The 23312-nt window shown below is 68.0% G+C and carries 29 protein-coding genes; all 29 read left to right on the top strand.

Annotated features, from left to right (window positions below):
• The first annotated feature begins 8 nt into the window (after window positions 1–8).
• The 29 genes from BR70_RS23905 to rplN all read left to right on the top strand — a co-directional run bounded on the left by BR70_RS23905 (window position 9) and on the right by rplN (window position 23309).
• Window positions 9–431 carry a type II secretion system protein gene (locus BR70_RS23905; RefSeq protein ID WP_051596998.1) on the top strand — a complete coding sequence of 141 codons (423 nt, stop codon included), beginning with the start codon at window positions 9–11 and terminating at the stop codon, window positions 429–431.
• A gap of 76 nt (window positions 432–507) precedes the next feature.
• Entirely contained in the window at window positions 508–1959 is a 1452-nt protein-coding gene (locus BR70_RS0115205) for a prepilin-type N-terminal cleavage/methylation domain-containing protein (protein ID WP_197019657.1), read from the top strand.
• Window positions 1959–2663 carry a PilW family protein gene (locus tag BR70_RS0115200; protein WP_027466743.1) on the top strand — a complete coding sequence of 235 codons (705 nt, stop codon included), beginning with the start codon at window positions 1959–1961 and terminating at the stop codon, window positions 2661–2663. The genes BR70_RS0115205 and BR70_RS0115200 overlap by 1 nt, the downstream gene beginning before the upstream one ends.
• Complete coding sequence (locus tag BR70_RS0115195; RefSeq protein WP_027466742.1) at window positions 2660–4555, top strand: hypothetical protein; 1896 nt, start codon at window positions 2660–2662, stop codon at window positions 4553–4555. The genes BR70_RS0115200 and BR70_RS0115195 overlap by 4 nt, the downstream gene beginning before the upstream one ends.
• Window positions 4552–5394: a prepilin peptidase gene (locus tag BR70_RS0115190; protein ID WP_027466741.1), complete on the top strand. Its 843-nt coding sequence runs from the start codon at window positions 4552–4554 to the stop codon at window positions 5392–5394. Before BR70_RS0115195 ends, BR70_RS0115190 begins: the two co-directional genes overlap by 4 nt.
• Window positions 5395–5429: 35 nt before the next feature.
• A complete protein-coding gene (pilM, locus tag BR70_RS0115185; RefSeq protein WP_027466740.1) occupies window positions 5430–6482 on the top strand; it encodes a type IV pilus assembly protein PilM in 1053 nt (350 codons plus the stop codon).
• On the top strand, window positions 6479–7204 hold the full coding sequence (locus BR70_RS23655; protein ID WP_027466739.1) for a hypothetical protein: 726 nt from the start codon (window positions 6479–6481) through the stop codon (window positions 7202–7204). The genes pilM and BR70_RS23655 overlap by 4 nt, the downstream gene beginning before the upstream one ends.
• Window positions 7201–7878: a type IV pilus inner membrane component PilO gene (locus tag BR70_RS0115175; RefSeq protein ID WP_027466738.1), complete on the top strand. Its 678-nt coding sequence runs from the start codon at window positions 7201–7203 to the stop codon at window positions 7876–7878. Before BR70_RS23655 ends, BR70_RS0115175 begins: the two co-directional genes overlap by 4 nt.
• Window positions 7879–8039: 161 nt before the next feature.
• Entirely contained in the window at window positions 8040–8624 is a 585-nt protein-coding gene (locus BR70_RS22540; protein WP_442854650.1) for a CBU_0592 family membrane protein, read from the top strand.
• A 27-nt stretch (window positions 8625–8651) separates the two neighbouring features.
• Window positions 8652–9164, top strand: coding sequence for a DUF6121 family protein (locus BR70_RS0115165; RefSeq protein WP_027466737.1), 513 nt, complete (start codon window positions 8652–8654; stop codon window positions 9162–9164).
• A 37-nt stretch (window positions 9165–9201) separates the two neighbouring features.
• Window positions 9202–10374, top strand: coding sequence for a hypothetical protein (locus tag BR70_RS0115160; RefSeq protein ID WP_027466736.1), 1173 nt, complete (start codon window positions 9202–9204; stop codon window positions 10372–10374).
• A 228-nt stretch (window positions 10375–10602) separates the two neighbouring features.
• Window positions 10603–10971 carry a 30S ribosomal protein S12 gene (gene rpsL / locus BR70_RS0115155; protein ID WP_017885540.1) on the top strand — a complete coding sequence of 123 codons (369 nt, stop codon included), beginning with the start codon at window positions 10603–10605 and terminating at the stop codon, window positions 10969–10971.
• A 5-nt stretch (window positions 10972–10976) separates the two neighbouring features.
• Window positions 10977–11447: a 30S ribosomal protein S7 gene (rpsG, locus tag BR70_RS0115150; protein ID WP_017885539.1), complete on the top strand. Its 471-nt coding sequence runs from the start codon at window positions 10977–10979 to the stop codon at window positions 11445–11447.
• 87 nt (window positions 11448–11534) lie between these two features.
• Window positions 11535–13652 carry an elongation factor G gene (fusA, locus tag BR70_RS0115145; RefSeq protein WP_027466735.1) on the top strand — a complete coding sequence of 706 codons (2118 nt, stop codon included), beginning with the start codon at window positions 11535–11537 and terminating at the stop codon, window positions 13650–13652.
• 147 nt (window positions 13653–13799) lie between these two features.
• A complete protein-coding gene (tuf, locus tag BR70_RS0115140) occupies window positions 13800–14987 on the top strand; it encodes an elongation factor Tu (RefSeq protein WP_027466734.1) in 1188 nt (395 codons plus the stop codon).
• Window positions 14988–15159: 172 nt separating this feature from the next.
• Window positions 15160–16137, top strand: a complete 978-nt coding sequence (locus tag BR70_RS0115135; RefSeq protein WP_027466733.1) for a DNA topoisomerase IB — start codon at window positions 15160–15162, stop codon at window positions 16135–16137.
• An 80-nt stretch (window positions 16138–16217) separates the two neighbouring features.
• The gene (locus BR70_RS0115130; RefSeq protein WP_051596996.1) at window positions 16218–17045 is read left to right on the top strand and encodes a DarT ssDNA thymidine ADP-ribosyltransferase family protein; all 828 of its coding nucleotides are present in this window, start codon (window positions 16218–16220) and stop codon (window positions 17043–17045) included.
• A gap of 521 nt (window positions 17046–17566) precedes the next feature.
• On the top strand, window positions 17567–17875 hold the full coding sequence (gene rpsJ / locus BR70_RS0115125) for a 30S ribosomal protein S10 (RefSeq protein ID WP_017885534.1): 309 nt from the start codon (window positions 17567–17569) through the stop codon (window positions 17873–17875).
• A 12-nt stretch (window positions 17876–17887) separates the two neighbouring features.
• Window positions 17888–18544: a 50S ribosomal protein L3 gene (rplC, locus tag BR70_RS0115120; protein WP_027466731.1), complete on the top strand. Its 657-nt coding sequence runs from the start codon at window positions 17888–17890 to the stop codon at window positions 18542–18544.
• Window positions 18545–18546: 2 nt separating this feature from the next.
• A complete protein-coding gene (gene rplD, locus BR70_RS0115115; RefSeq protein ID WP_027466730.1) occupies window positions 18547–19206 on the top strand; it encodes a 50S ribosomal protein L4 in 660 nt (219 codons plus the stop codon).
• Window positions 19203–19502, top strand: a complete 300-nt coding sequence (gene rplW / locus BR70_RS0115110) for a 50S ribosomal protein L23 (RefSeq protein WP_027466729.1) — start codon at window positions 19203–19205, stop codon at window positions 19500–19502. The genes rplD and rplW overlap by 4 nt, the downstream gene beginning before the upstream one ends.
• Window positions 19503–19520: 18 nt before the next feature.
• Window positions 19521–20360 carry a 50S ribosomal protein L2 gene (rplB, locus tag BR70_RS0115105; protein ID WP_027466728.1) on the top strand — a complete coding sequence of 280 codons (840 nt, stop codon included), beginning with the start codon at window positions 19521–19523 and terminating at the stop codon, window positions 20358–20360.
• Between the two features lie 11 nt (window positions 20361–20371).
• Window positions 20372–20653 carry a 30S ribosomal protein S19 gene (gene rpsS, locus BR70_RS0115100; protein WP_017885529.1) on the top strand — a complete coding sequence of 94 codons (282 nt, stop codon included), beginning with the start codon at window positions 20372–20374 and terminating at the stop codon, window positions 20651–20653.
• 25 nt (window positions 20654–20678) lie between these two features.
• Window positions 20679–21071, top strand: coding sequence for a 50S ribosomal protein L22 (gene rplV, locus BR70_RS0115095; protein WP_035809257.1), 393 nt, complete (start codon window positions 20679–20681; stop codon window positions 21069–21071).
• Window positions 21071–21883 carry a 30S ribosomal protein S3 gene (gene rpsC, locus BR70_RS0115090; protein WP_017885527.1) on the top strand — a complete coding sequence of 271 codons (813 nt, stop codon included), beginning with the start codon at window positions 21071–21073 and terminating at the stop codon, window positions 21881–21883. The genes rplV and rpsC overlap by 1 nt, the downstream gene beginning before the upstream one ends.
• A gap of 2 nt (window positions 21884–21885) precedes the next feature.
• The gene (rplP, locus tag BR70_RS0115085; RefSeq protein WP_017885526.1) at window positions 21886–22305 is read left to right on the top strand and encodes a 50S ribosomal protein L16; all 420 of its coding nucleotides are present in this window, start codon (window positions 21886–21888) and stop codon (window positions 22303–22305) included.
• Window positions 22305–22625, top strand: coding sequence for a 50S ribosomal protein L29 (gene rpmC / locus BR70_RS23870; protein WP_017885525.1), 321 nt, complete (start codon window positions 22305–22307; stop codon window positions 22623–22625). Before rplP ends, rpmC begins: the two co-directional genes overlap by 1 nt.
• Window positions 22625–22909: a 30S ribosomal protein S17 gene (gene rpsQ, locus BR70_RS0115075; protein WP_017885524.1), complete on the top strand. Its 285-nt coding sequence runs from the start codon at window positions 22625–22627 to the stop codon at window positions 22907–22909. Before rpmC ends, rpsQ begins: the two co-directional genes overlap by 1 nt.
• 31 nt (window positions 22910–22940) lie before the next feature.
• Window positions 22941–23309, top strand: a complete 369-nt coding sequence (gene rplN / locus BR70_RS0115070) for a 50S ribosomal protein L14 (protein WP_017885523.1) — start codon at window positions 22941–22943, stop codon at window positions 23307–23309.
• Window positions 23310–23312: the final 3 nt, after the last annotated feature.

Here is a 23312-nt window from a genome sequence, read left to right as displayed (position 1 = left end):
GAACCACCATGTACTTCGCTCTCATGGGCAAGCTCGACGCTCGCCGCAAGGGTCTCCTCGAGGACAAGGAGAAGGGCTTCACGCTCATCGAGCTCCTCGTCGTCGTCATCATCATCGGCATCCTCGCCGCCATCGCCATCCCGGTGTACCTGAACGTGCAGAACAACGCGAAGGACGCCTCGGTCAAGTCGGACCTCGCGAACGCGAAGACCGCGGTCATCGCCTACCAGACGGACAACAACGGCAAGCTGCCCGCCGCCACTGACTTCACGCAAGCGACGCTCGGACAGTACGGCTACACCAGCAGCCAGGACAACGCACTGACCTACAAGGCGACCTCCACGACGGCTTTCTGCATCCAGGGCACCGGCGCCACGAAGACCGACTTCAAGATCACCGACGCGCTGGCTGCCGCCAAGGGCACCTGCTGATCCTGATCTGTTCCTGAGGGCGGCCCGTCGGACGACGGGCCGCCCTTCTGCTCCGATGCTGCACGAGGAGGTGACCATGTTCCAGCGACTGCACGACCGGCTGTACCGGCACGACGCCGAAGCCGGCTTCTCCATCATCGAGGTCATGGTCGCCATGATGGTGTTCGCGGTCATGTCGATCGGGATCGCCTACGGCATCGCGAACAGCCTCCAGCTCACGCAGACCAATCGCGGTCGCGAGACCGCGGTCGCCCTCGCCTCGCAGGACATCGACACCCTCCGCCAGACCGCGGCCGCCTCCACCGGCGGCATCTTCCGGGTCCTCAGCAAGTCCGGTCCGGACAACACGAAGACCATCGGGGGCGTCGAGTACGCGATCGACCGGAAGGTCAGCTGGGTGCAGAGCGACGGCGCGACCGGCGCGTGCGGGACCTCGAACGGCAAGCTCGCCTACAAGAGCGTCGTCGAGACCGTGACCTGGCCGAACCCGCGCGGCGGTTCCAGCACCACGTCCGTCTCGTCAGCGATCGCGCCGAGCGACGCGGTCACCGACCCCGGGTACGGCACCGTGATCATCTCGGTCACCACCGCTTCGGGCGCGCCCTACGAGGGTGTCGGGATCACGATCACCCCCGTCAGCGGCGGTGGCGGTGCAGCGCTGACGGCGCCGGTCCTCCCGACCGACGCACAGGGCTGCTCGTACGCGGTGAACGTGTCGCAGGGCGACTACGCGGTCTCTGCGAGCGTCACCGGCGGCATCGACACGAACCAGCAGCAGCCGTCCGTGCAGTCGCCGATCTCGGTGACCGCCGGCGCGAGCTCGCCCGTCCCGTTCGTGTACGACCAGTCGAGTCAGCTGACCCTGCAGTACGCAGCCGGCTCCAAGGCGATGATCCCGACCAACATGCCCACGACGCTGTCGAGCACGGCCGGCGGGCTGGACGTCGTCAAGCCGTGGGACCTGGCCAGCACCTCGCTCAACATCACCTCGAGTTCACAGCCGTCGTTGCCGGTGTTCCCGTTCGCCTCGGGCTACACCGTCTACGCCGGCCCGTACTCCAACAGCACCGGGAGTGCGACGAGCTGCCTCAGTCCGAACCCCTCGTCCTGGTCGACACCGAACGCGGCCAACGCGATCGGTGTGAGCCCGCCGTCGGTCGCCACTGCTCCCGGCAAGCCATCGTCGGCCTCCGTGATGATGGGCGTCGCGACCGTCACCGGTGTGAAGGACCGCTACGTCACTGCCGTCTCGTCGGCGAACCCGGCCGCCGGCGACCCCGGCTGCGCCGCCGGCATGACGATGAGGTTCCCGGTCTCCGCCGGCGACACCGCGACCATCGCCCTGCCCTTCGGCACGTGGACGCTCTACTCCGGGACGACGTTCGGGTCGACGACGAAGAACGAGATCGCGTCGAAGGCCTCGAACGTGAAACCGGTGACCAACGGCATGGTGAACCAGAAGACGGCGTTGGTGCTCATCAACTACGACAACACCCTGACCCTCGACCCTCGCGGGCAGACGTCGTGATGCGGGCCCTCCGACGCCTCCACCGCGAGCAGGCGGGGATCTCGCTGTCCGAGCTGCTCGTCGCGGTCAGCGTGTCGATGATCATCCTCGTCGCCGTGGGCGGGTTCTTCACGGCCACCCTGCGCGCCGGGGTGACGAACACGTCCTCCGACCAGAACGCTCGGACGGCGTCGATCGCGATGAACTCGATCACGCGCTACGTGCACGCCGCGAGTCTGTTGCCGAAGTCTGACGGCACCTACGCCGCTGCGGTCACCCGGGCGGCCCCGACGCAGGTGGTGTTCTTCGCGTACATCAACCTCGACGGCAACAGCACCGACAAGCCCGTGCAGATCCGCTACTCGCTGAACGACGCGAAGCGCCTCGTCGTGGACCAGTGGGACGGCACCGCGACGAACGGCTTCTACTCCTTCCCGGCGACGACCCAGACCCCGGCGCGGAGCCTGGTGGTGGGTGGTCCGATCGCCTCGCCGACGAGCGACGGTGTCGCGCTGTTCTCGTACCTCGGAGCGGACGGCAAGACACTCGCGACCCAGCCGGACGGAACACTGGCGACCGCGCAGTTGGGCAACGTGCGAGCCGTCCGCGTGAACCTGGAACTCGGTTCCACCACTGCCGGTGCGAGCGGCAACACCCACGTGCAGAACACCCTGTACCTCTTCAACGTCGTCTACGGCACCAGCATCGGAGCGGGTTCATCATGATCCGTCGCATCAGCGCGGTCCTCGCGCGGGCCCAGCGCGACGAGCGCGGCATGGTCCTCGGCAACGTGCTCATCTTCGGCACCGTCATGATGCTGCTCGTCGCGACGATGATCGCCGTCTCCACCTCGGGCGCGGTCAAGGCCGCGTCGGACCGCAACTTCCAGAACGCGATGGCGGCCGCGTACGCGGGGCTCGCCGACTACCAGTCGAAGCTCTCGAACGACAACGGCTACGCGCTCTACGGCAACGCGAACGCCCAGTTCAGCAAGTCGAGTGGGTCGACCTTCGTCAACGCCGACAAGAACATCGCCTTCACCAACTCCGGTTCGGACTGGGCCCCGGTCGTCGGCTCGAGCGACCAGTGGTTCCGCTACGAGGTCGACAACTCCGACTACTCCGGCAAGGGCGTCCTGCGGGTCCGTGTCACCGGCAAGGCCGGGGCAAGCGTCCGGTCGCTCGTGGCCAACCTCAAGGGCGACGGCTTCATCAACTACCTCTACTTCACCAACTACGAGTCCTCGAACCCCGCGCTCACCGGGACCGGTTGCACGACCGCCTACCAGTGGCAATCGGTCGCCGGGAAGTGCACGGCGGTGCAGTTCGCCGGCACTGACACCCTGAACGGGCCGATCCGGACCAACGACGTCTTCACCTCGGCGTGCTCGACGGTGTTCAACGGGTCGGTCGAACAGCACGACACGACCGTGCGCCCGTCGAGCGGCACCTGCGCGGGGACGTTCAACGGCGGTGCTGCAACCGCGGTTCCGTACCTCGGTCTGCCCGCGCTGAACACGAACATGTCGCAGGAGACGCGGACCGACCTCCCCACGACGGTTCCGCGGCCCGGCTGCATGTACACCGGACCGACCCGCGTGAAGTTCCTCGGGAACGGCAAGATGACCGTGTGGTCGCCGTGGTCCCGGGCCACGCAGATCAAGGTCAACAGCTCGAGCGGGGCGGTCCTCGCCGCGGACGACGCAGCGAAGGCCGCAGCGCTCTGCGGGGCGGTCTCGGATCTGCAGGGTTCCGCCGGTGCCACCATCCCGACCCTCCCCTCGAACCTGATGTACGTGCAGGACATCCCGTCCGCGTCGAACAACGTGAACGCGTGGGGTGCGGCCTTCCCGTCGAAGTACACGAACACGTACTGCACCACCACGGTCACCGTGCGGTCGAATGGTTCGGCGACGAACACGAGCAACCAGCCGTTCAACAACGGACAGGGGTTCCCGGCCGCAGGTGAGTGGATCAACGGGGGATCGTCGGGTTCCTCGTACCAGACGGGTTCGGCGTCCGACACGTACAGCTGCACGGCGGGCGACGTCTTCGTCAGCGGGGCGTTCAGCGGGGCGATGACGATCGCGGCATCCGGGACCGTGTGGGTCACCGACGACATCACCTACCTCAGCGCCACGAACGACGTGCTCGGGCTCGTCGGCCAGAACGCCGTCGAGATCTCCAACCCCGCCCGTTGCACCTCGTACCCGACGACCTACCAGTGGGGTGTCGGGTACGTGACGGACACCTCGCGCTGCAACAGTTCGGGTGTGGGCCTGCTGAGCCGGTCTCCGGGCGAATCGATCACCGTGTCGGCGGCGATCGCGAGCAACGCGGGGACGTTCTGGAACCAGAACTACGACATCGGCTCGAAGCTCGGCACCCTCAAGGTCATCGGTTCGATCGCGCAGAACTGGCGAGGGGCGGTCGCGACGACCGGCAACACCGGGTTCTCGAAGAACTACGTCTACGACCAGCGCCTGCTGACGACGGCGCCCCCGAAGTTCCTGCAGCCGGTGTCGACCTCGTACGGGGTCACGACGCAGGTCGAGGTCCAGGCCGCGTACACCGCCGGCGGCTCGTGCGCGACCACGACCGGTGGTGGGTGCCGATGACCGGTCTCCAGGCGCTCGGCCCCGTCCTCCCCGGACTCGCCGCCGTGTTCGGACTGCTCATCGGCTCGTTCCTCAACGTCGTGGTGCACCGCGTGCCAGCGGGCCAGTCCGTGGTCTCGCCACCGAGCGCATGTCCGACGTGCGGGCACACGATCCGACGCCGCGACAACGTCCCGGTGCTCTCCTGGCTCGTCCTGCGCGGGCGGTGCCGTGACTGTTCCACGCCGATCTCCGCGCGGTACCCCACCGTCGAGCTCATCACGGCGGTCCTGTTCGGGCTCACTGCCTTCGTGGTCGTGGGCCGCTCTCCTGCGGGGGCGACCGAGGACACCGTGGCGCAGGTCGTGGTCCTCGTCGCGTTGTTGTACCTGATGGCGATCAGCGTCGCACTCACCCTGATCGACATCGCCACCCACACGCTCCCGAACGCGATCGTCTACCCGTCCGGCATCGTCCTCGCGGTGCTCCTCGTCGTCGCGAGTGCTGCCGACGGCGACTGGTCCGCTCTCGGTCGTGCGGCGATCGGGGCCCTCGGCTCCGGTGCCCTCTACCTCGGTCTCGCGCTGGCGGTCCCCGGCGGCATGGGTCTCGGCGACGTCAAACTGGCCGTGGTCCTCGGGCTCGTCCTCGCGTACCTCGGATGGGGACCCCTCGCAGTGGGTGCTTTCGGTGCGTTCCTGGTGGGCGGTACCGTCGCGATCGCGCTCCTCCTCGCCGGCCGTGCACGTTGGCGCGGCGGGCTGCCGTTCGGGCCGTCGATGCTGGTGGGGGCATGGCTCGGGATCGTCTTCGGGGACCTCCTCTGGACCGGTTACCTCCAGGTCCTCGGGGTCGCTTGAGCGACCACCACTCCACCTCCAACGAAAGCAGCATCATGGGCAAGAGCATCGTGGGCCTCGACATCGCGGGGTCGTCGATCCGCGCGGTCGAGGTCGTCGACGCCGACAAGGCACAACCGACGGTGGTGCGCTTCGCGGAGGTCCCCACTCCGCAGGACGCGGTGAGCCGAGGCGAGGTCCTCGAACCGAACACCGTCGCGGCCACCCTCCGCGAGCTGTGGTCGACGGGGCGGTTCCGCTCGAAGAACGTCGTCCTGGGGATGGGGAACCAACGTGTGCTCTCCCGCGACCTCACGGTGCCCCTCGCCCCGATGGCACAGATCCGCGAGAGCCTCCCGTTCCAGGTGCAGGAGATGCTCCCGGTGCCGGTCGGCGACGCGATCCTCGACTTCTACCCGGTGTCCGAGGGGGAGAGCGAGAACGGCCCCGTCGTCCACGGCCTCCTGATCGCAGCCATCAAGGACGCCGTGCTGGCGAACGTCAAGGCGGTGCAGCTCGCCGGACTCAACCCGATCGGGGTCGACATGATCCCGTTCGCCCTCACCCGTGTCCTGCTCGGGCGCCAGGGTGTCCCGGGGACCGCGGCGGTGGTGCAGCTCGGCGCGGACACCACGAGCGTGGTCATCGCGACCGACGGGATCCCGCAGTTCGTCCGGATCATCCCGATGGGGGGCAACGACATCTCCCGCGCGCTGGTCGGGACCCTCGACATCACCTTCGACGAGGCCGAGGCCGTGAAGCGCCACCTCGGGCTCGGCGGATCGGCGCGGACTCCGGACGATGCCCGTGCCGTCGCGGTGATCACGGCCTCGGTCCACGAACTCACGTCGAGCTTGCGGAACACGATCAACTACTTCGTCAACACCCGGCCGTCGGAACCCGTGACCCGGGTGGTGCTGACCGGTGGCGGGACCCGACTGCACGGCATGCGGGAAGCGCTGGCGGACCAGACGCACCTGCCCGTCACGATGGGCGCCGCGTTCGACGGTGTCGGACTCGCACGATCGATCCCGGTCGGCGACGTCGCCGATCACGTCGATGCGATCACGGTCGCCTTCGGGTTGGCAGTAGGGAGCAGAGCAGCATGACCGTCACAGAAGCGCGACCCGTCGACGCGGTCGGTGCGGCACGACCGGAGCGTCCCCGACGGACTCGCGGCGCGCAGGTCTCGATCGCCGGTCGTGAACCCCGCGTCGACCTCCTGCCCTCCGAGGTCCACGTCGACCGTCGCGAGCGGGCCGTCGCACGTCGTGCGTGGCTCGGTGTCCTCATCACGGCGGCCGTCGCGGCACTCGGCGTCGGCGCAGCGGCGGTCCACCAGCTGGACACCGCATCGTCACTGACCGCGGCGCAGGCCGAGACCGCGTCGTTGCTGCAGCAGCAGCAACGCTTCTCCGACGTCCGGCAGGTCGAACAGGACAGCCAGCTCCTGGAAGCGGCACGAACCGTCGGAGGGTCGACGGAGATCGATTGGAACGGCACGCTGTCGCAGCTCGAGAACGTGCTGCCGGCCGGCGTCGCCATCACCTCGATGACCATCGACTCCGCTGACGTCACCACGGCGTTCGCACAGTCGGCGGTCCCGCTCGAGAAGGCCCGTGTCGCATCGATGCAGCTGACCGTGTCGAGTCCGACCATCCCCTCGGTACCCGACTGGACCGCTCGCCTGTCGCAGCTCGAGGGCTACGCGGACTCGACCATCACGTCCGTCGCGCTGCAGGAGGACTCCGGCGGGTACACCGCGACGGTCCAGGTCCACCTCGGGGAACGGGCGTTCGACGGCAAGTACACCCAGGAGCAGTCGAAGTGAACCGCAACCGCCTCTCGCTCGTCGTCGCGCTCGTCGCGATCGGAGCCGTGCTCGCCGGGGCGTGGTTCCTCGGGGTGCAGCCGCAGCTCGCCCAGGCTGCGGACAACTCCTCGCAGCAGACGGACATCGACGCCACGAACGCCCGGAACCAGGCCGAGCTCGCTCGGCTCCAGAAGGCGAGCGACGCACTCGCCGAGACGAAGACGAAGCTGGACGCGCTCCGCGCCTCGGTACCGTCGACGCCGTCGACGGATGCCCTCCTCCGGGAGCTGAACGGCGCTGCGACCGCCGCTGGCGTCACGGTGACCTCGATCACCGTCGGAGACGCGAAGGCCTACGAGCCGGTAGCCGACCAGGCCTCCGAGGAGCCGGCGGCTTCGGCGAGTGCCACGCCGAGCGCCGAGCCGACCCCGACGGCGCCGACTGCCCGGACAGACGCTGCGATCAACGGATCGAACTTCGTCGTCATCCCGGTGACCGTGGCGGTGCAGGGCTCGTACGACCAGGCGCTCGCCTTCACGAAGGCGGTGCAGTCCGGGCAGCGGCTGTTCCTGGTCACCGGCATCGCCTCGACGAGTTCCGACTCGGGAGCGAGCCCGATGGACGCGCAGGCGTGGTCGCTCTCCGGATCGGTCTACGTCCTCGCCGAGTCGGACACCGCCGCGAAGGGTTGAACCCGCCCCCACGGACCGCGGTCGACCACGCCACGCCGACCCCACTTCCGCGACACCCGTCGTTGTGATTACGATGCACCAGACGCCGTGATCGCGGCTGTTCATCCCCTCTCGAACGGTCGGCTCGAACCGGCCGTTCCTCGTCGTGCCCGGAGTCGCGCGTGTTGGTCGGAATCGTGGAATTCCTCGGTTGGTTCGGTGCCGTAACCGTTCTAGCCGGTTACATCTTGTTCTCCACTGGCAAGATCCCGAACGGCCCGCTCTACCAGCTGTTCAACCTGGTCGGTGGCCTCGCGGTGGCGATCAACGTCGCCGCGCACCACGCCGTGCCCTCGACGATCGTCAACGGGATCTGGGCGATCGTCGCCGTCGTCGTCCTGGTGAAGATGGGCCGAGCGCGTCGCGCGGCGAAGCGCGACGGATCCGTGTCCACCGAGCCGCCGGTCCTGCACGCCGAACCGGCCGCGACCACCGGGGTCCTGCCGGTCATCGGCCCGGCGCTGCGTGACCACGAGCCGGAGGACACCGTCGAGGCGGACGCCGCCACGGGCCTCCAGTCCGACGACCCGACGGACGCGACGGACGAGAGGAAGCCGGACACGGCGCCCGCCCCCATGACGGAGACCGTCCCGATCATCACGGCGACGATCGCGCTCGCCCTGGTCGCCGCCGCGCAGGAGCAGTCCGACCGGGCGGACCGTCGCGAGCACGCAGTCGACACGGGCCACGCCGAACCCGCTCGCTGACCAGCCGGACGGCGATACGATCGGCGCATGTCCCGGTGGTTGATCGCGACGATGACGTCCGTCCTCTTCATCGCGCTCGTGATCGCCGTCACGGGCTTCGAAGCCCTGCTCGCCGACGTCGAGGTCATCTCGCAGCCCGACGCCACCCCGTACCTCGGGCCCGCGATGGTGGTCGGCGCCGCGGTGGTGGTCTTCCTCGCGACCGTGGCGGGTGCGCGTGACGGCAACCCCGGCGTGACGGCCCTGGTGGCCGCTGCGACGGTCTACCTGGTCATGCTCGGCGTCGGGGCCGTGGGCTACGCGCTCATCCGCTCGGACGCGACGGAGCTCCTCGTCTTCCCCGCGGGGTACGCCCTCGGGCCGTTCGTGGTCGGGTCCGTTGTGGTAGCGCTCCTGTCGGTGCTCGGCGGGATCACGATGGCCCGACACCAGGCGCGGACCGCCGGCGGCTCGGGCGCTGCCGCGACGCGTCCGGACGGCCCTGACGGGCGCTCCGGGCACGACCGGACGAACGCGGGCGAGGAACCCGCCGGACGGTAGTGTTCGCAGGGCACGACGCACACGCAACGGGGGAACGATGAGCGACCAGCACGCGCAGGATCCGGACCAGCAGGGTGGCTGGGACGCCGTCCCGCCGGTGGACTCGATCCGTGGCACTGACGGCACGTCCGCGGCAGGGGTCCCCGGATTCCCCGGGATGCCCGGACCGGTGGCGCAGCGTCCTCGCCGGAAGCTCCGCCGCGGTCAGCTCATCGGCATCGTCTCGGGCGGCACCGCGGTCGTCCTGCTGCTCGTCGCCGGGGTCGTCGGGTACTCGATCGGTTCCTCCTCGCACTCTGCTGACCGTCCGGTGCGGGCGTTCCTCGACGACCTGACGGCCGGACGCGTGGCCGACGCCCTCGACGACGCGGGCATCGAGCGCGAGAAGACCGACGTGCTCCTCGGTGAAGCCGCCTACGCGAAGGCATCGGACAAGGTCACCGGCTACCGCGTCGCCGCGACGCGGACAGAGGGCGACACCGCGACGGTCCGCGCCTACCTGCGCCAGGGCGGGCAGGACGTCGCCGCGACCTTCACGCTGGACAAGACCGGGACGGACTGGGGCGTGTTCCCGGTCTGGGAGCTGCAGGCCCCGGAGCTCGGATCGGTCGACGTCGCCGTGCGGGGTCCGTCCGGTGCTGGGGTCACCGTCGCCGGCCGGGACGTGGAGACCGCGAAGGACGGCACGGTGAGCCTCCGCGCGCTGCCCGGGACCTACGACGTCGCCTTCGACGGTGACAAGTGGACCACGGCCAGCGGGGGATCGGCGAGCGTCAGCGGGTTCGGGCGGTCGACCTCGAGCCCGGTGCAGATGACCACGACCCTGACCACCGCCGGGCAGCAGGCCGCCAAGCGAGCGGTGGACGCCTGGGTGGACGGCTGCATCGCCTCCACCGACGCCGCCCCTGCCGGGTGCAGCTTCTACGCGTACGGGCAGAACCCCGCGTACACGTACTCGAACCAGAAGTGGACACTCGAGACGCGGCCCACCGTCCGGGTCGGCAACTGGACGACGAACGGCTGGTTGATCACGACGACGACGTTCGGACGGGCGAAGTACACGGCCGACATCTCGGGTGCCGGCGGCACCGGAACGGCGTCCGCGGGGCCGCTCAACGTGAACGCGAGCGGGTACGTCACCGGCTTCTCGAGCGACGGTGCCACGTTCCGCTCGGCGGTGGGCAACGGGTCCTCCGACACCGGCTCATGACGGTGTCGGTTCCCGGGGTGACCCGGATTGATTTCGTCCCGTTACGCGGGTAGTCTCTACCGGGTGTGCGCCCTCGGGCGCGCCCGAAAAGTCCGGCGAGCGGGATCGCCCAGCCGGACCACTCCGTCCCCCACTCGAACACCCGCCGTCCGGCGGTGCTCAGCGTGGGACGAGGAAGTCGGCGGAACGCGCCGGCCAGAGAGCACGAGCGAAGAACCAGGAGAACAGTTGCCTACTATTCAGCAGCTGGTTCGCAAGGGTCGTACGCCGAAGGTCACCAAGACCAAGGCGCCCGCCCTGAAGGCGAACCCCCAGCAGCGTGGTGTGTGCACCCGCGTCTACACCACCACCCCCAAGAAGCCGAACTCGGCACTGCGCAAGGTCGCTCGTGTCAAGCTCTCGAACGGCACCGAGGTCACGGCCTACATCCCCGGTGAGGGCCACAACCTCCAGGAGCACTCGATGGTGCTCGTCCGTGGCGGTCGTGTGAAGGACCTCCCTGGTGTGCGGTACAAGATCATCCGTGGCGCCCTGGACACCCAGGCAGTCAAGAACCGTAAGCAGGCTCGTAGCCGCTACGGCGCGAAGAAGGGTTGAGTTAGATGCCTCGTAAGGGTCCCGCCCCCAAGCGTCCCGTCGTCGCCGACCCGGTCTACGGTGCGCCGATCGTCAGCCAGCTCGTCAACAAGATCCTGCTCGACGGCAAGAAGGGCCTCGCCGAGCGCATCGTCTACGGTGCACTCGAGGGCGTTTCCGCCAAGAACCAGCAGGACGCCGTCGTGACGCTGAAGAAGGCGCTCGACAACGTCCGTCCGACCCTCGAGGTCCGCAGCCGCCGCGTCGGTGGCTCGACCTACCAGGTCCCGGTCGAGGTCAAGCCGCACCGCGCGAACACCCTCGCGCTCCGTTGGCTCACCTCGTACGCCAAGGCCCGTCGCGAGAAGACGATGACCGAGCGTCTCATGAACGAGATCCTCGACGCGTCGAACGGTCTCGGTGCCGCGGTCAAGCGCCGCGAGGACACGCACAAGATGGCCGAGTCGAACAAGGCCTTCGCCCACTACCGCTGGTAGTCCCGGCACCGTCCGGGTGCCGGTGGTCAAGAACCCCGGCGCCCGGACGGCCGCCAACCTCTCCTACAACTCTTCCGGAGGAACCCTGTGGCACAGGACGTGCTCACCGACCTGAACAAGGTCCGCAACATCGGCATCATGGCGCACATCGATGCCGGCAAGACCACGACGACCGAGCGCATCCTGTTCTACACGGGCATCACGCACAAGATCGGTGAGGTCCACGACGGCGCTGCCACGATGGACTGGATGGCGCAGGAGCAGGAGCGCGGCATCACGATCACGTCGGCCGCGACGACCTGCTTCTGGGACAACAACCAGATCAACATCATCGACACCCCCGGTCACGTGGACTTCACGGTCGAGGTGGAGCGCTCGCTCCGCGTCCTCGACGGTGCGGTCGCAGTCTTCGACGGCAAGGAGGGCGTCGAGCCCCAGTCCGAGACCGTCTGGCGTCAGGCCGACAAGTACGACGTCCCGCGCATCTGCTTCGTCAACAAGATGGACAAGCTGGGCGCCGACTTCTACTACACCGTCGACACCATCGTGAACCGCCTCGGCGCGGAGCCCCTCGTGCTCCAGCTGCCGATCGGTTCCGAGAGCTCGTTCGAAGGCGTCGTCGACCTGGTCCAGATGCGTGCACTCACCTGGCGCGGCGACGCCAAGGGTGACGTCGCGATGGGCGCGAAGTACGAGATCGAAGAGATCCCGGCCGACCTGCAGGACCGTGCCGCCGAGTACCGCGAGAAGCTCATCGAGCGCGTGGCCGAGGCGGACGACGTCCTCATGGAGCGCTACCTCGAGGGCGACACCGACTTCTCGGTCGCCGAGATCAAGGCAGCCATCCGTGCCCTCACGGTGAGCAGCACGCTCTACCCGGTCCTCTGCGGTTCCGCGTTCAAGAACCGTGGTGTCCAGCCGATGCTCGACGCCGTCATCGACTACCTCCCGTCCCCGCTCGACGTGCCGCCGATGATCGGCCACGACGTCAAGGACGAGGAGAAGGAGATCATCCGCAAGCCCGACGCGTCCGAGCCGTTCTCGGCCCTCGCGTTCAAGGTCGCGGTGCACCCGTTCTTCGGTCGTCTGACCTACGTGCGCGTCTACTCCGGCTCGATCGAGTCCGGTGCCCAGGTCATCAACTCGACCAAGGGCAAGAAGGAGCGCATCGGCAAGATCTTCCAGATGCACTCCAACAAGGAGAACCCGGTCGCCAACGTGACCGCTGGCCACATCTACGCGGTCATCGGCCTCAAGGACACCACCACCGGTGACACCCTGTGCGACCCGACCAACCAGGTCGTCCTCGAGTCGATGACGTTCCCGGAGCCGGTCATCGAGGTCGCCATCGAGCCGAACACGAAGGCTGACCAGGAGAAGCTCTCCACGGCCATCCAGAAGCTCGCCGAAGAGGACCCGACGTTCCGCGTCGAGCTCAACGCCGAGACCGGTCAGACGACGATCAAGGGCATGGGCGAGCTCCACCTCGACATCCTCGTCGACCGCATGAAGCGTGAGTTCCACGTCGAGGCGAGCGTCGGCAAGCCCCAGGTGGCCTACCGCGAGACGCTCACCAAGATCGTCGAGCGCTACGACTACACCCACAAGAAGCAGACCGGTGGTTCCGGCCAGTTCGCGAAGGTGCAGATCGCGCTCGAGCCGATGGAGGTCACGAGCGAGAAGGTCTACGAGTTCGTCAACGCGACCTCCGGTGGCCGTGTCCCGCGCGAGTACATCCCGTCGGTCGACGCCGGTATCCAGGACGCCATGCAGGTCGGCATCCTCGCGGGTTACCCGACGGTCGGCGTGAAGGCCATCCTCAAGGACGGCGCGGCGCACGACGTCGACTCGTCCGAGATGGCGTTCAAGATCGCCGGCTCGATCGCCTACAAGGAAGCGGCTCGCAAGGCCGGTCCGGCGATCCTCGAGCCGATCATGGCCGTCGAGGTCCGTACTCCTGAGGAGTACATGGGCGACGTCATCGGTGACCTGAACTCCCGTCGTGGCCAGATCGCCTCGATGGAGGACGCCTCGGGCGTCAAGGTGGTCCGCGCGAGCGTGCCGCTGTCCGAGATGTTCGGCTACGTCGGCGACCTGCGGTCGAAGACCTCTGGTCGTGCGGTCTACTCGATGACCTTCGAGACCTACAGCCAGGTCCCGGCCAAGGTCGCCGAGGAGATCATCGCGAAGAACGCGGGGGAGTAGCGCTCAGCGCTTCTCCACAGGCGGGGGCGCCCGGCGACGGGCCCCTCGCCACCAAGTAAAGTAGAGACACACACCGCGCACCAACGGTTCCGAGCCCATCCAGGGCCGGCCGGGGGTGACGCTTCCGAGTCCTGAGGAGGACCCACAGTGGCCAAGGCCAAGTTCGAGCGCACCAAGCCGCACGTCAACATCGGAACCATCGGTCACGTCGACCACGGCAAGACCACGCTCACGGCGGCGATCACCAAGGTTCTGCACGACCAGTACCCGGACCTCAACGAGGCCCGCGACTTCGCGCAGATCGACAACGCTCCCGAGGAGCGCCAGCGCGGCATCACGATCAACATCTCGCACGTCGAGTACCAGACCGAGAAGCGTCACTACGCGCACGTCGACGCCCCCGGTCACGCCGACTACGTGAAGAACATGATCACGGGTGCGGCACAGATGGACGGCGCGATCCTCGTGGTCGCCGCCACCGACGGCCCGATGCCCCAGACGCGTGAGCACGTGCTGCTCGCCCGCCAGGTCGGCGTCCCCTACATCGTCGTCGCACTGAACAAGTCCGACATGGTGGACGACGAGGAGATCCTGGAGCTCGTCGAGCTCGAGGTCCGCGAGCTCCTCGGCTCGCAGCAGTTCGACGAGGACGCCCCCGTCGTGCAGGTCTCGGCGCTCAAGGCGCTCGAGGGCGACGAGAAGTGGGTCAAGTCGGTCCAGGACCTCATGGCCCAGGTCGACGAGCACGTGCCGGACCCGGTGCGCGCCACCGACCAGCCGTTCCTGATGCCGATCGAGGACGTCTTCACGATCACCGGTCGTGGCACGGTCGTCACCGGTCGCGTCGAGCGTGGCACGCTCAACCTGAACGCCGAGGTCGAGATCGTCGGCATCCGCGCGACGCAGAAGACCACCGTCACGGGCATCGAGATGTTCCGCAAGCTGCTCGACCAGGCGGTCGCCGGTGACAACACCGGTCTGCTGATCCGTGGCCTCAAGCGCGAGGACGTGGAGCGCGGCCAGGTCGTCGTGAAGCCGGGTTCGGTCACGCCGCACACCGAGTTCCAGGCGAACGCGTACATCCTGACCAAGGACGAGGGTGGGCGTCACAACCCGTTCTACGCGAACTACCGCCCGCAGTTCTACTTCCGCACCACGGACGTCACCGGCGTCATCACGCTGCCCGAGGGCACCGAGATGGTCATGCCCGGTGACACCGTCGCCATGACGGTCGAGCTGATCCAGCCGATCGCCATGGAAGAGGGCCTCCGTTTCGCCATCCGTGAGGGTGGTCGTACGGTCGGTGCCGGTACGGTCGAGAAGATCATCAAGTAACTCCGGTTCCTTGCGACAGCGGGGTCGGGCCTTCGGGCCCGGCCCCGCTTCGTCGTGTTCGGCCCCTGGCGCGCGTACGGGGCGCCGGACAGGAGGAGCGGGGCGGGGCCCGCCACGGGCCTCCAGTCCGCCCCGTGACCCGTCACAGGCATCACGGAGTTGGCTCGACGTCGTGACACGCCTCCGCAGATCCGCGACCTCTGGTCGCGGCTACCACCGCGTCCGTTCCGGACGCGGTTTCTCGTTCCGCGACCCCGACGGCAACACCGTGACGGACCCGGACGAACGCCGTCGGCTGGAGGAGTTCGTGATCCCGCCGGCGTGGGACGACGTCTGGATCTCCCCGTACGAGAACGGCCACATCCTGGCGACGGGTACGGACGGCGCGGGACGCCGCCAGTACATGTACCACCCGTCCTGGCGCGAACGGATGGACCGGATCAAGTACGACCGTGCGCTGGCACTGGCCGAGTCGTTGCCGGTCGCCCGCCGCGGGGTCACGCAGGACCTCCGTCGCCCCGAGCCGGACCGCCGCCGTGCGCTGGCCGCAGCGTTCCGGATGCTCGACCAGGGGTCCCTCCGGGTCGGGTCCGAGCGGTACGCCACCGAGCACGGCAGTCGGGGACTGTCCACGCTGCTCTGCGCGCACGCGCACGTGTCCGGCGACGACATCGAGCTCGACTTCCCCGGCAAGAGCGGGCAGGAGTGGTCGTCGTCGATCCACGACCACGACCTGGCGCGGGTGATCGCGGGCATGAAGCGTCGCGGGCCCAACGCGCGGTTGCTCTCGTTCCGTGAGCGCCGCGGAGCGGAGTGGGAGCCGCTCTCCGCCGAGGACATCAACGCCTACGTGAAGGAACGTGCGGGCGACGAGTTCACCGCGAAGGACTTCCGGACCCTGCACGGGACGGTCGCGGCCGCGGTCGACCTGGCCAAGACCGGACCGCAGTCGTCCCAGGCGAAGCGGAAGAAGGCCGTCTCGCACGCGGTGAAGGCCGCCAGCGACGAGCTCGGCAACACCCCGACGGTGTGCCGACAGAGCTACATCGACCCCCGGTTGCTCGACGCGTACGACCACGGGGAGACCATCGACCCGAACCGCCTGGCGTCCGCCGAGGCCGAGGTCCGGGCACTGCTCTACCGACAATGACCCGGGGGCCGTCCGGATGACGTAGCGTTGGTCGACGTGCCGGACCACCCCCACACGGCACGGAAGGACCCACAACAGTCGTGACCGACGAGTGCATCCACGGATTCCCCACCGAGCTCTGCGACATCTGCGCACCCCGGCAGCGCGAGGCGTCGGAGATCCCAGCCACCCCGGCCCCCCGCCGGACCCGCATCACCACCAACCTGCGCGTCGACCCGCCGGCCTCCGGCCCCGGGACGTCGCTCCGGTCGCCGACGTCGCTCCGTTCGTCGTCAGCCGACCTGCCCGAGGCACGTGAGTTCGCAGCGCTCCGCGCCCACCACGTGACCCACATCGACAACCTCGACGGCATCGTCGGTGCCGGGGCGATCCTGGCGTCCGACCAGGCCGAGCCGGTCGTGGACGTCAGTTCCGCCGAGACCCGTGCCGCCCGCGCCGAGGCCGAGGCACCCGACGGCTCCTCGATCGCCGGCCACGTGCCGTTCACGCTGTCGCCCGACGCCACCCGCTGGGACGAGCTCCGCACGGGCGCCGACGGTGAGCGCTGGTCGGACGCCGCCCGCCGTACCAGGGCGATCGACTACGTCGTGCTCGTCGTGCCGGTCTCGGCGTTCGGTGCCTCGGTGATCGTCGCCGACCAGGACGCCGACGCCGACGACGTCCGGTTCGCCGTCGGCCCGGACGCCGGCACGAACCTGATCCGCCGCACCGACTTCACCGACCCCGAGATGCACGGCCTCGAGCTGCTCGCCGGTCCGAGTGTGCCGTTCACGTCGGTCGCGGTCATCGGCGTGCCGAACGACAAGGCTCGGCAGACCGTCCGCGCCGTGCTCGCCGACCACGGCGGACACGCTCCACGGGTGGCCGTCTTCCCGCCGTGGTTCGTGCCCCCGGTGACCGCCGAGTGACGGTCTCCTGACCCGTTTCGACGCACCCTCCGGACCCCGTCCGGAGGGTGCGTCGCGTTGCGGGGCCGAGCCGGGCCTCCAGGCCGTTCGATCCGCGTGGATCCGCGGAAGCGAGCCGGCGGGACACGCCCGACAATTCGCGACACGCCCGGGTTGCACGTGGGGCGGGGCTATGCGAGACTTGTCCGGTTCCGAATTCCCCGTGGGTGTACGCCCACAGGATCACTGCTCTGGCAGTGCACAACCCCCTTGTTCAGCAGGGCTGGGTTGGGCCGCAGGCAGCAGAACACGACTCCCCGAGATGTGACGGACGCGGTGTACCACTGCTGCGCCCGGAGCGCGAGGCAGTCGATTGCCCACGCTGGACGGCCACGGTCGCCCGCGAGGTTGACAGGTGAACAGCGGTCATCCCCAGTGGATGCGGCCGGTTGGTTCAGGAAAACAGCACGGTCCGCAGGAATGCGGAACCGAGCGGCGTCAGGCGGCCAGAGGGTGCGCGGCGCAGAGAGGACAAGAGACACATGGCGGGACAGAAGATCCGCATCCGGCTCAAGTCGTATGACCACGAGGTCATCGACACGTCGGCCCGGAAGATCGTCGACACGGTGACCCGTGCCGGTGCAACCGTGGTCGGCCCGGTGCCGCTCCCCACCGAGAAGAACGTGATCGCAGTGATCCGTTCCCCTCACAAGTACAAGGACTCGCGCGAGCACTTCGAGAAGCGCACGCACAAGCGGGTCATCGACATCGTCGACCCGACGCCGAAGGCCGTGGACTCGCTCATGCGACTCGACCTGCCGGCAGACGTCAACATCGAGATCAAGCTGTAAGGGGGCTGACCAATGGCGAACTCAACCAAGACCGTCAAGGGCCTCCTCGGCAAGAAGCTCGGCATGACGCAGGTGTGGGACGAGAACAACAAGTTCATCCCCGTCACCGTGATCGAGGTCGGCCCGAACGTGGTCACCCAGATCCGCAACGCTGAGCGCGACGGCTACGAGGCGATCCAGATCGCCGCCGGCGCCATCGACCCGCGCAAGGTCAACAAGCCGGCCGCTGGCCACTTCGAGGCCGCTGGCGTGACCCCGCGTCGCACCCTCACCGAGATCCGTACCAACGACTCCGCTGAGTACACGCTCGGCCAGGAGCTCACCGTGGACGGCACGTTCACGGCGGGCCAGAAGGTCGACGTCGTCGGTACCTCCAAGGGCAAGGGCTTCGCCGGTGTCATGAAGCGTCACGGCTTCCACGGCGTCGGTGCCTCGCACGGTGCGCACCGCAACCACCGCAAGCCCGGCTCGATCGGTGCTTCCTCGACCCCGTCGCGCGTCTTCAAGGGCATGCGCATGGCTGGCCGTATGGGTGGCGACCGCGTGACCGTCCTCAACCTCACGGTGCACGCCGTCGACGCCGAGAAGGGTCTGCTGCTCGTCAAGGGCGCCGTCCCCGGTGCTCGTGGCCGCTCCGTCTTCGTCCGCACCGCCGTGAAGGGTAAGTGATCATGGCCACCACGACCGCAACCACGATCGACGTCCTCGACGCATCGGGTGCCAAGTCCGGCACCGTCGAGCTCCCCGCAGCTCTCTTCGACGTCGAGACCAACGTCCCGCTGATCCACCAGGTCGTCACCGCGCAGCTCGCAGCCGCGCGTCAGGGCACCCACAAGACCAAGAACCGCGGCGAAGTCCGCGGTGCCGGTCGCAAGCCGTTCAAGCAGAAGGGCACCGGCCGCGCCCGTCAGGGTTCCGTCCGTGCTCCGGAGCACACCGGCGGTGGCGTCGTCCACGGACCGACCCCGCGCGACTACTCGCAGCGCACCCCGAAGAAGATGATCGCCGCTGCTCTGCTCGGCTCGCTCTCGGACCGCGCCCGCGGTGGCCGCATCTCCGCTGTGGAGGGCTTCGTCGCGGCTGAACTGCCGTCGACCAAGACCGCCCGCACGCTCCTCGAGAAGGTCGCGCCCGTCAAGAACGTGCTCGTCGTGCTCGAGACGGACGACGAGCTGACGCTCAAGTCGATCCGCAACCTGTCGAACGTCCACGCGCTCTCGTACGGCCAGCTCAACGCCTACGACGTGCTGCGTTCGGACGCCGTCGTCTTCAGCAAGAGCGCCCTCGACGCCTTCATCGCGTCGAAGACCGCGAAGGAGATCACCGCATGAGCGGCTTCAACAAGGACCCGCGCGACGTCATCATCTCGCCGGTCGTCTCGGAGAAGAGCTACGCGCTCATCGACCAGGGCAAGTACACGTTCATCGTGGACCCCCGCTCGAACAAGACCGAGATCAAGCTCGCCATCGAGAAGATCTTCGACGTCAAGGTCGCGAGCATCAACACGCTGAACCGCCCGGGCAAGACCCGTCGCACCAAGTTCGGTCTCGGCAAGCGCAAGGACACCAAGCGCGCCATCGTGACGCTCAAGTCCGGTTCGATCGACATCTTCACGGCTGTCGGCTGAGGACCAGAGGGATAAATCATGGCTATTCGTAACTACAAGCCGACGACCCCCGGTCGTCGCGGCTCGTCGGTCGCAGACTTCGCTGAGATCACCCGTTCGACTCCGGAGAAGTCCCTGCTTCGTCCGCTGCCGAAGACCGGTGGTCGCAACAGCTCCGGCCGTATCACCACGCGTCACATCGGTGGTGGCCACAAGCGCCAGTACCGCGTGATCGACTTCCGTCGCTCCGACAAGGACGGCGTCGACGCCAAGGTCGCTCACATCGAGTACGACCCCAACCGCACTGCGCGCATCGCGCTCCTGCACTACGTGGACGGCACGAAGCGGTACATCATCGCGCCGAACAAGCTGAAGCAGGGCGACGTCATCGAGCAGGGCCCCGGCGCCGACATCAAGCCCGGCAACAACCTGCCGCTGCGCAACATCCCCGTGGGTACCGTCGTGCACGCCATCGAGCTCCGCCCCGGTGGCGGCGCCAAGATGGCCCGCTCCGCCGGCGCCTCGGTGCGTCTCGTCGCCAAGGACGGCCCCTACGCGCAGCTCCGTCTGCCGTCGGGTGAGGTCCGCAACGTCGACGCACGCTGCCGTGCCACCATCGGCGAGGTCGGCAACGCCGAGCAGTCGAACATCAACTGGGGCAAGGCCGGCCGCATGCGCTGGAAGGGCGTCCGCCCGACCGTCCGTGGTGTCGCCATGAACCCGGTCGACCACCCGCACGGTGGTGGTGAGGGCAAGACGTCCGGTGGTCGTCACCCGGTCAGCCCCTGGGGTCAGTCCGAGGGCCGTACGCGCAAGCCGAACAAGCCGAGCGACAAGCTCATCGTCCGTCGCCGTAACGCCGGCAAGAAGCGCAAGTAGGAGTTCAGAAGATGCCACGCAGTCTGAAGAAGGGCCCCTTCGTCGACGAGCACCTGCTCCGCAAGGTCGTCACGCAGAACGAGGCCAACACCAAGAACGTGATCCGTACGTGGTCGCGTCGGTCGATGATCGTCCCGAACATGCTCGGGCACACCATCGCCGTTCACGACGGCCGCAAGCACATCCCGGTGTTCGTCACCGAGTCGATGGTCGGTCACAAGCTCGGCGAGTTCGCGCCGACCCGCACCTTCCGTGGTCACGTGAAGGACGACAAGAAGGGCCGTCGCCGCTGAGGCGGCGACGCAGAGGAGGAACGAAATGGTGGAGTCGATCGCACGCGTGCGACACATCCGCGTCACGCCTCAGAAGGCCCGTCGCGTCATCGAGCTGATCCGCGGCAAGCAGGCCCACGAGGCCCTCGCCATCCTGAAGTTCGCCCCCCAGGGCGCTTCGGAGCCCGTGTACAAGCTGGTCGCCTCGGCGATCGCGAACGCACGGGTCAAGGCGGACTCGACGAACAGCTTCCTCGACGAGCGCGACCTCTACGTGAGCCGCGTCTTCGTCGACGAGGGCACGACCCTGAAGCGGTTCCAGCCGCGCGCCCAGGGCCGCGCCTTCCGCATCAACAAGCGCACCAGCCACATCACGGTCGTCCTCGCGACGCCCGACGAGGCCGAGGTTGCCGCGACGAGCAAGAAGGCGAGCAAGTAATGGGCCAGAAGGTCAACCCGTACGGCTTCCGTCTCGGGATCACGACGGACCACGTCTCGCACTGGTTCACCGACAGCAAGAAGGCCGGTCAGCGCTACGCCGACTACGTGGCCGAGGACATCAAGGTGCGCGAGTACCTGAAGAAGACCCTCGACCGCGCCGGTGTTGCACGCATCGAGCTCGAGCGCACCCGTGACCGTGTCCGCGTGGACATCCACACGGCTCGTCCGGGCATCGTCATCGGCCGCCGCGGCGCCGAGGCGGAGCGCGTTCGCGGTGAGCTCGAGAAGCTCACCAAGAAGCAGATCCAGCTGAACATCCTCGAGGTCAAGAACCCCGAGACCGAGGCCCAGCTCGTCGCGCAGGGCATCGCCGAGCAGCTCTCCGCTCGTGTCGCGTTCCGTCGCGCCATGCGCAAGGGCCTGCAGGGTGCACAGCGCGCCGGCGCCAAGGGTGTCCGCATCCAGGTGTCGGGTCGTCTCGGCGGCGCCGAGATGTCCCGTTCGGAGTTCTACCGCGAAGGCCGTGTGCCGCTGCACACCCTCCGCGCGAACATCGACTACGGCTTCTACGAGGCCCGGACCACGTTCGGCCGCATCGGCGTGAAGGTCTGGATCTACAAGGGCGACATCACGAACAAGGAGCTCGCTCGCGAGCAGGCGAACCAGCGTTCGTCGCGCCCCGAGCGTCGTGGCGGCCCGCGCGGTGAGCGTGGCGACCGTGGCGGCGACCGTCGTGGCGGCGACCGCGGTGACCGTCGTCCGCAGCAGGCCCCGCAGGACGCGCCGGCCGGCGCAGGAGTTGAGGCGTAACCATGCTTATTCCCCGTCGAGTCAAGCACCGCAAGCAGCACCACCCGAAGCGTTCGGGTCAGGCCACCGGTGGTACCAAGGTCAGCTTCGGCGACTACGGCATCCAGGCCCTCACCCCGGCGTACGTGACCAACCGTCAGATCGAGTCCGCTCGTATCGCCATGACGCGTCACATCAAGCGTGGTGGCAAGGTCTGGATCAACATCTACCCGGACCGTCCGCTGACCAAGAAGCCCGCCGAGACCCGCATGGGTTCCGGTAAGGGTTCGCCCGAGTGGTGGGTCGCGAACGTGAAGCCGGGCCGGGTGCTCTTCGAGCTCTCCGGCGTCAGCGAGGAGATCGCCCGTGAGGCGTTGACTCGTGCAATCCACAAGCTGCCCCTCAAGGCACGCATCATCAAGCGCGAGGAGGGCGACGCATAATGGCGATCGGTTCCAAGGAGCTCCGTCCGACGGAGCTCGACACGTTCGAGAACGAGCGTCTCGCTGACGAGCTGAAGAAGGCCAAGGAGGAACTCTTCAACCTCCGCTTCCAGTCGGCCACCGGCCAGCTGGAGAGCCACGGTCGTCTCCGTGCCGTCAAGCGCGACATCGCCCGCATCTACACCGTCCTCCGCGAGCGCGAGCTCGGCATCCGTGCCACTCCCGCGCCCGTCGAGACCGCCCCCAAGGCCAAGAAGACGACGAAGAAGGCTGACAAGCCGGCCGAGTCGACCGAGGCCGAGACCGCCGAGGAGAAGTAATGGCGAACGAAGAGAAGAACTCCGCCGCCCTCACTCGCGGCTACCGCAAGACGCGTCGCGGCTACGTGACGAGCGACAAGATGGACAAGACCATCGTGGTCGAGGTCGAGGACCGCGTGAAGCACGCGCTCTACGGCAAGATCATCCGTCGCACGTCCAAGGTGAAGGCCCACGACGAGCTCGGCACCGCTGGTGTCGGCGACCTCGTCGTGATCAGCGAGACCCGTCCCCTCAGCGCGTCCAAGCGCTGGCGCCTGGTCGAGATCCTCGAGAAGGCCAAGTAGGCCTCGGCCTGCTTCGGAATAGGAGACAGCAGTGATTCAGCAGGAATCCCGCCTGAAGGTCGCCGACAACACGGGTGCCAAGGAGATCTTGACCATCCGCGTGCTCGGTGGCTCGGGTCGTCGCTACGCCGGCCTCGGTGACGTCATCGTCGCCACGGTGAAGGACGCCATCCCCGGCGGCAACGTGAAGAAGGGTGACGTCGTCAAGGCGGTCATCGTTCGCACCAAGAAGGAGACCCGTCGTCAGGACGGCTCCTACATCAAGTTCGACGAGAACGCGGCAGTGATCCTCAAGGCCGACGGCGACCCGCGCGGTACGCGCATCTTCGGTCCGGTCGGTCGCGAGCTCCGTGACAAGAAGTTCATGAAGATCATCTCGCTCGCGCCGGAGGTGCTGTAAGCC

The sequence above is a fragment of the Curtobacterium sp. UNCCL17 genome (genome assembly GCF_000686685.1).
Taxonomy (GTDB): Bacteria; Actinomycetota; Actinomycetes; order Actinomycetales; family Microbacteriaceae; genus Curtobacterium; species Curtobacterium flaccumfaciens.
The sequence above is the reverse complement of the archived record's forward strand: the minus strand, read 5'-3'. Positions and strand labels throughout refer to the sequence as shown.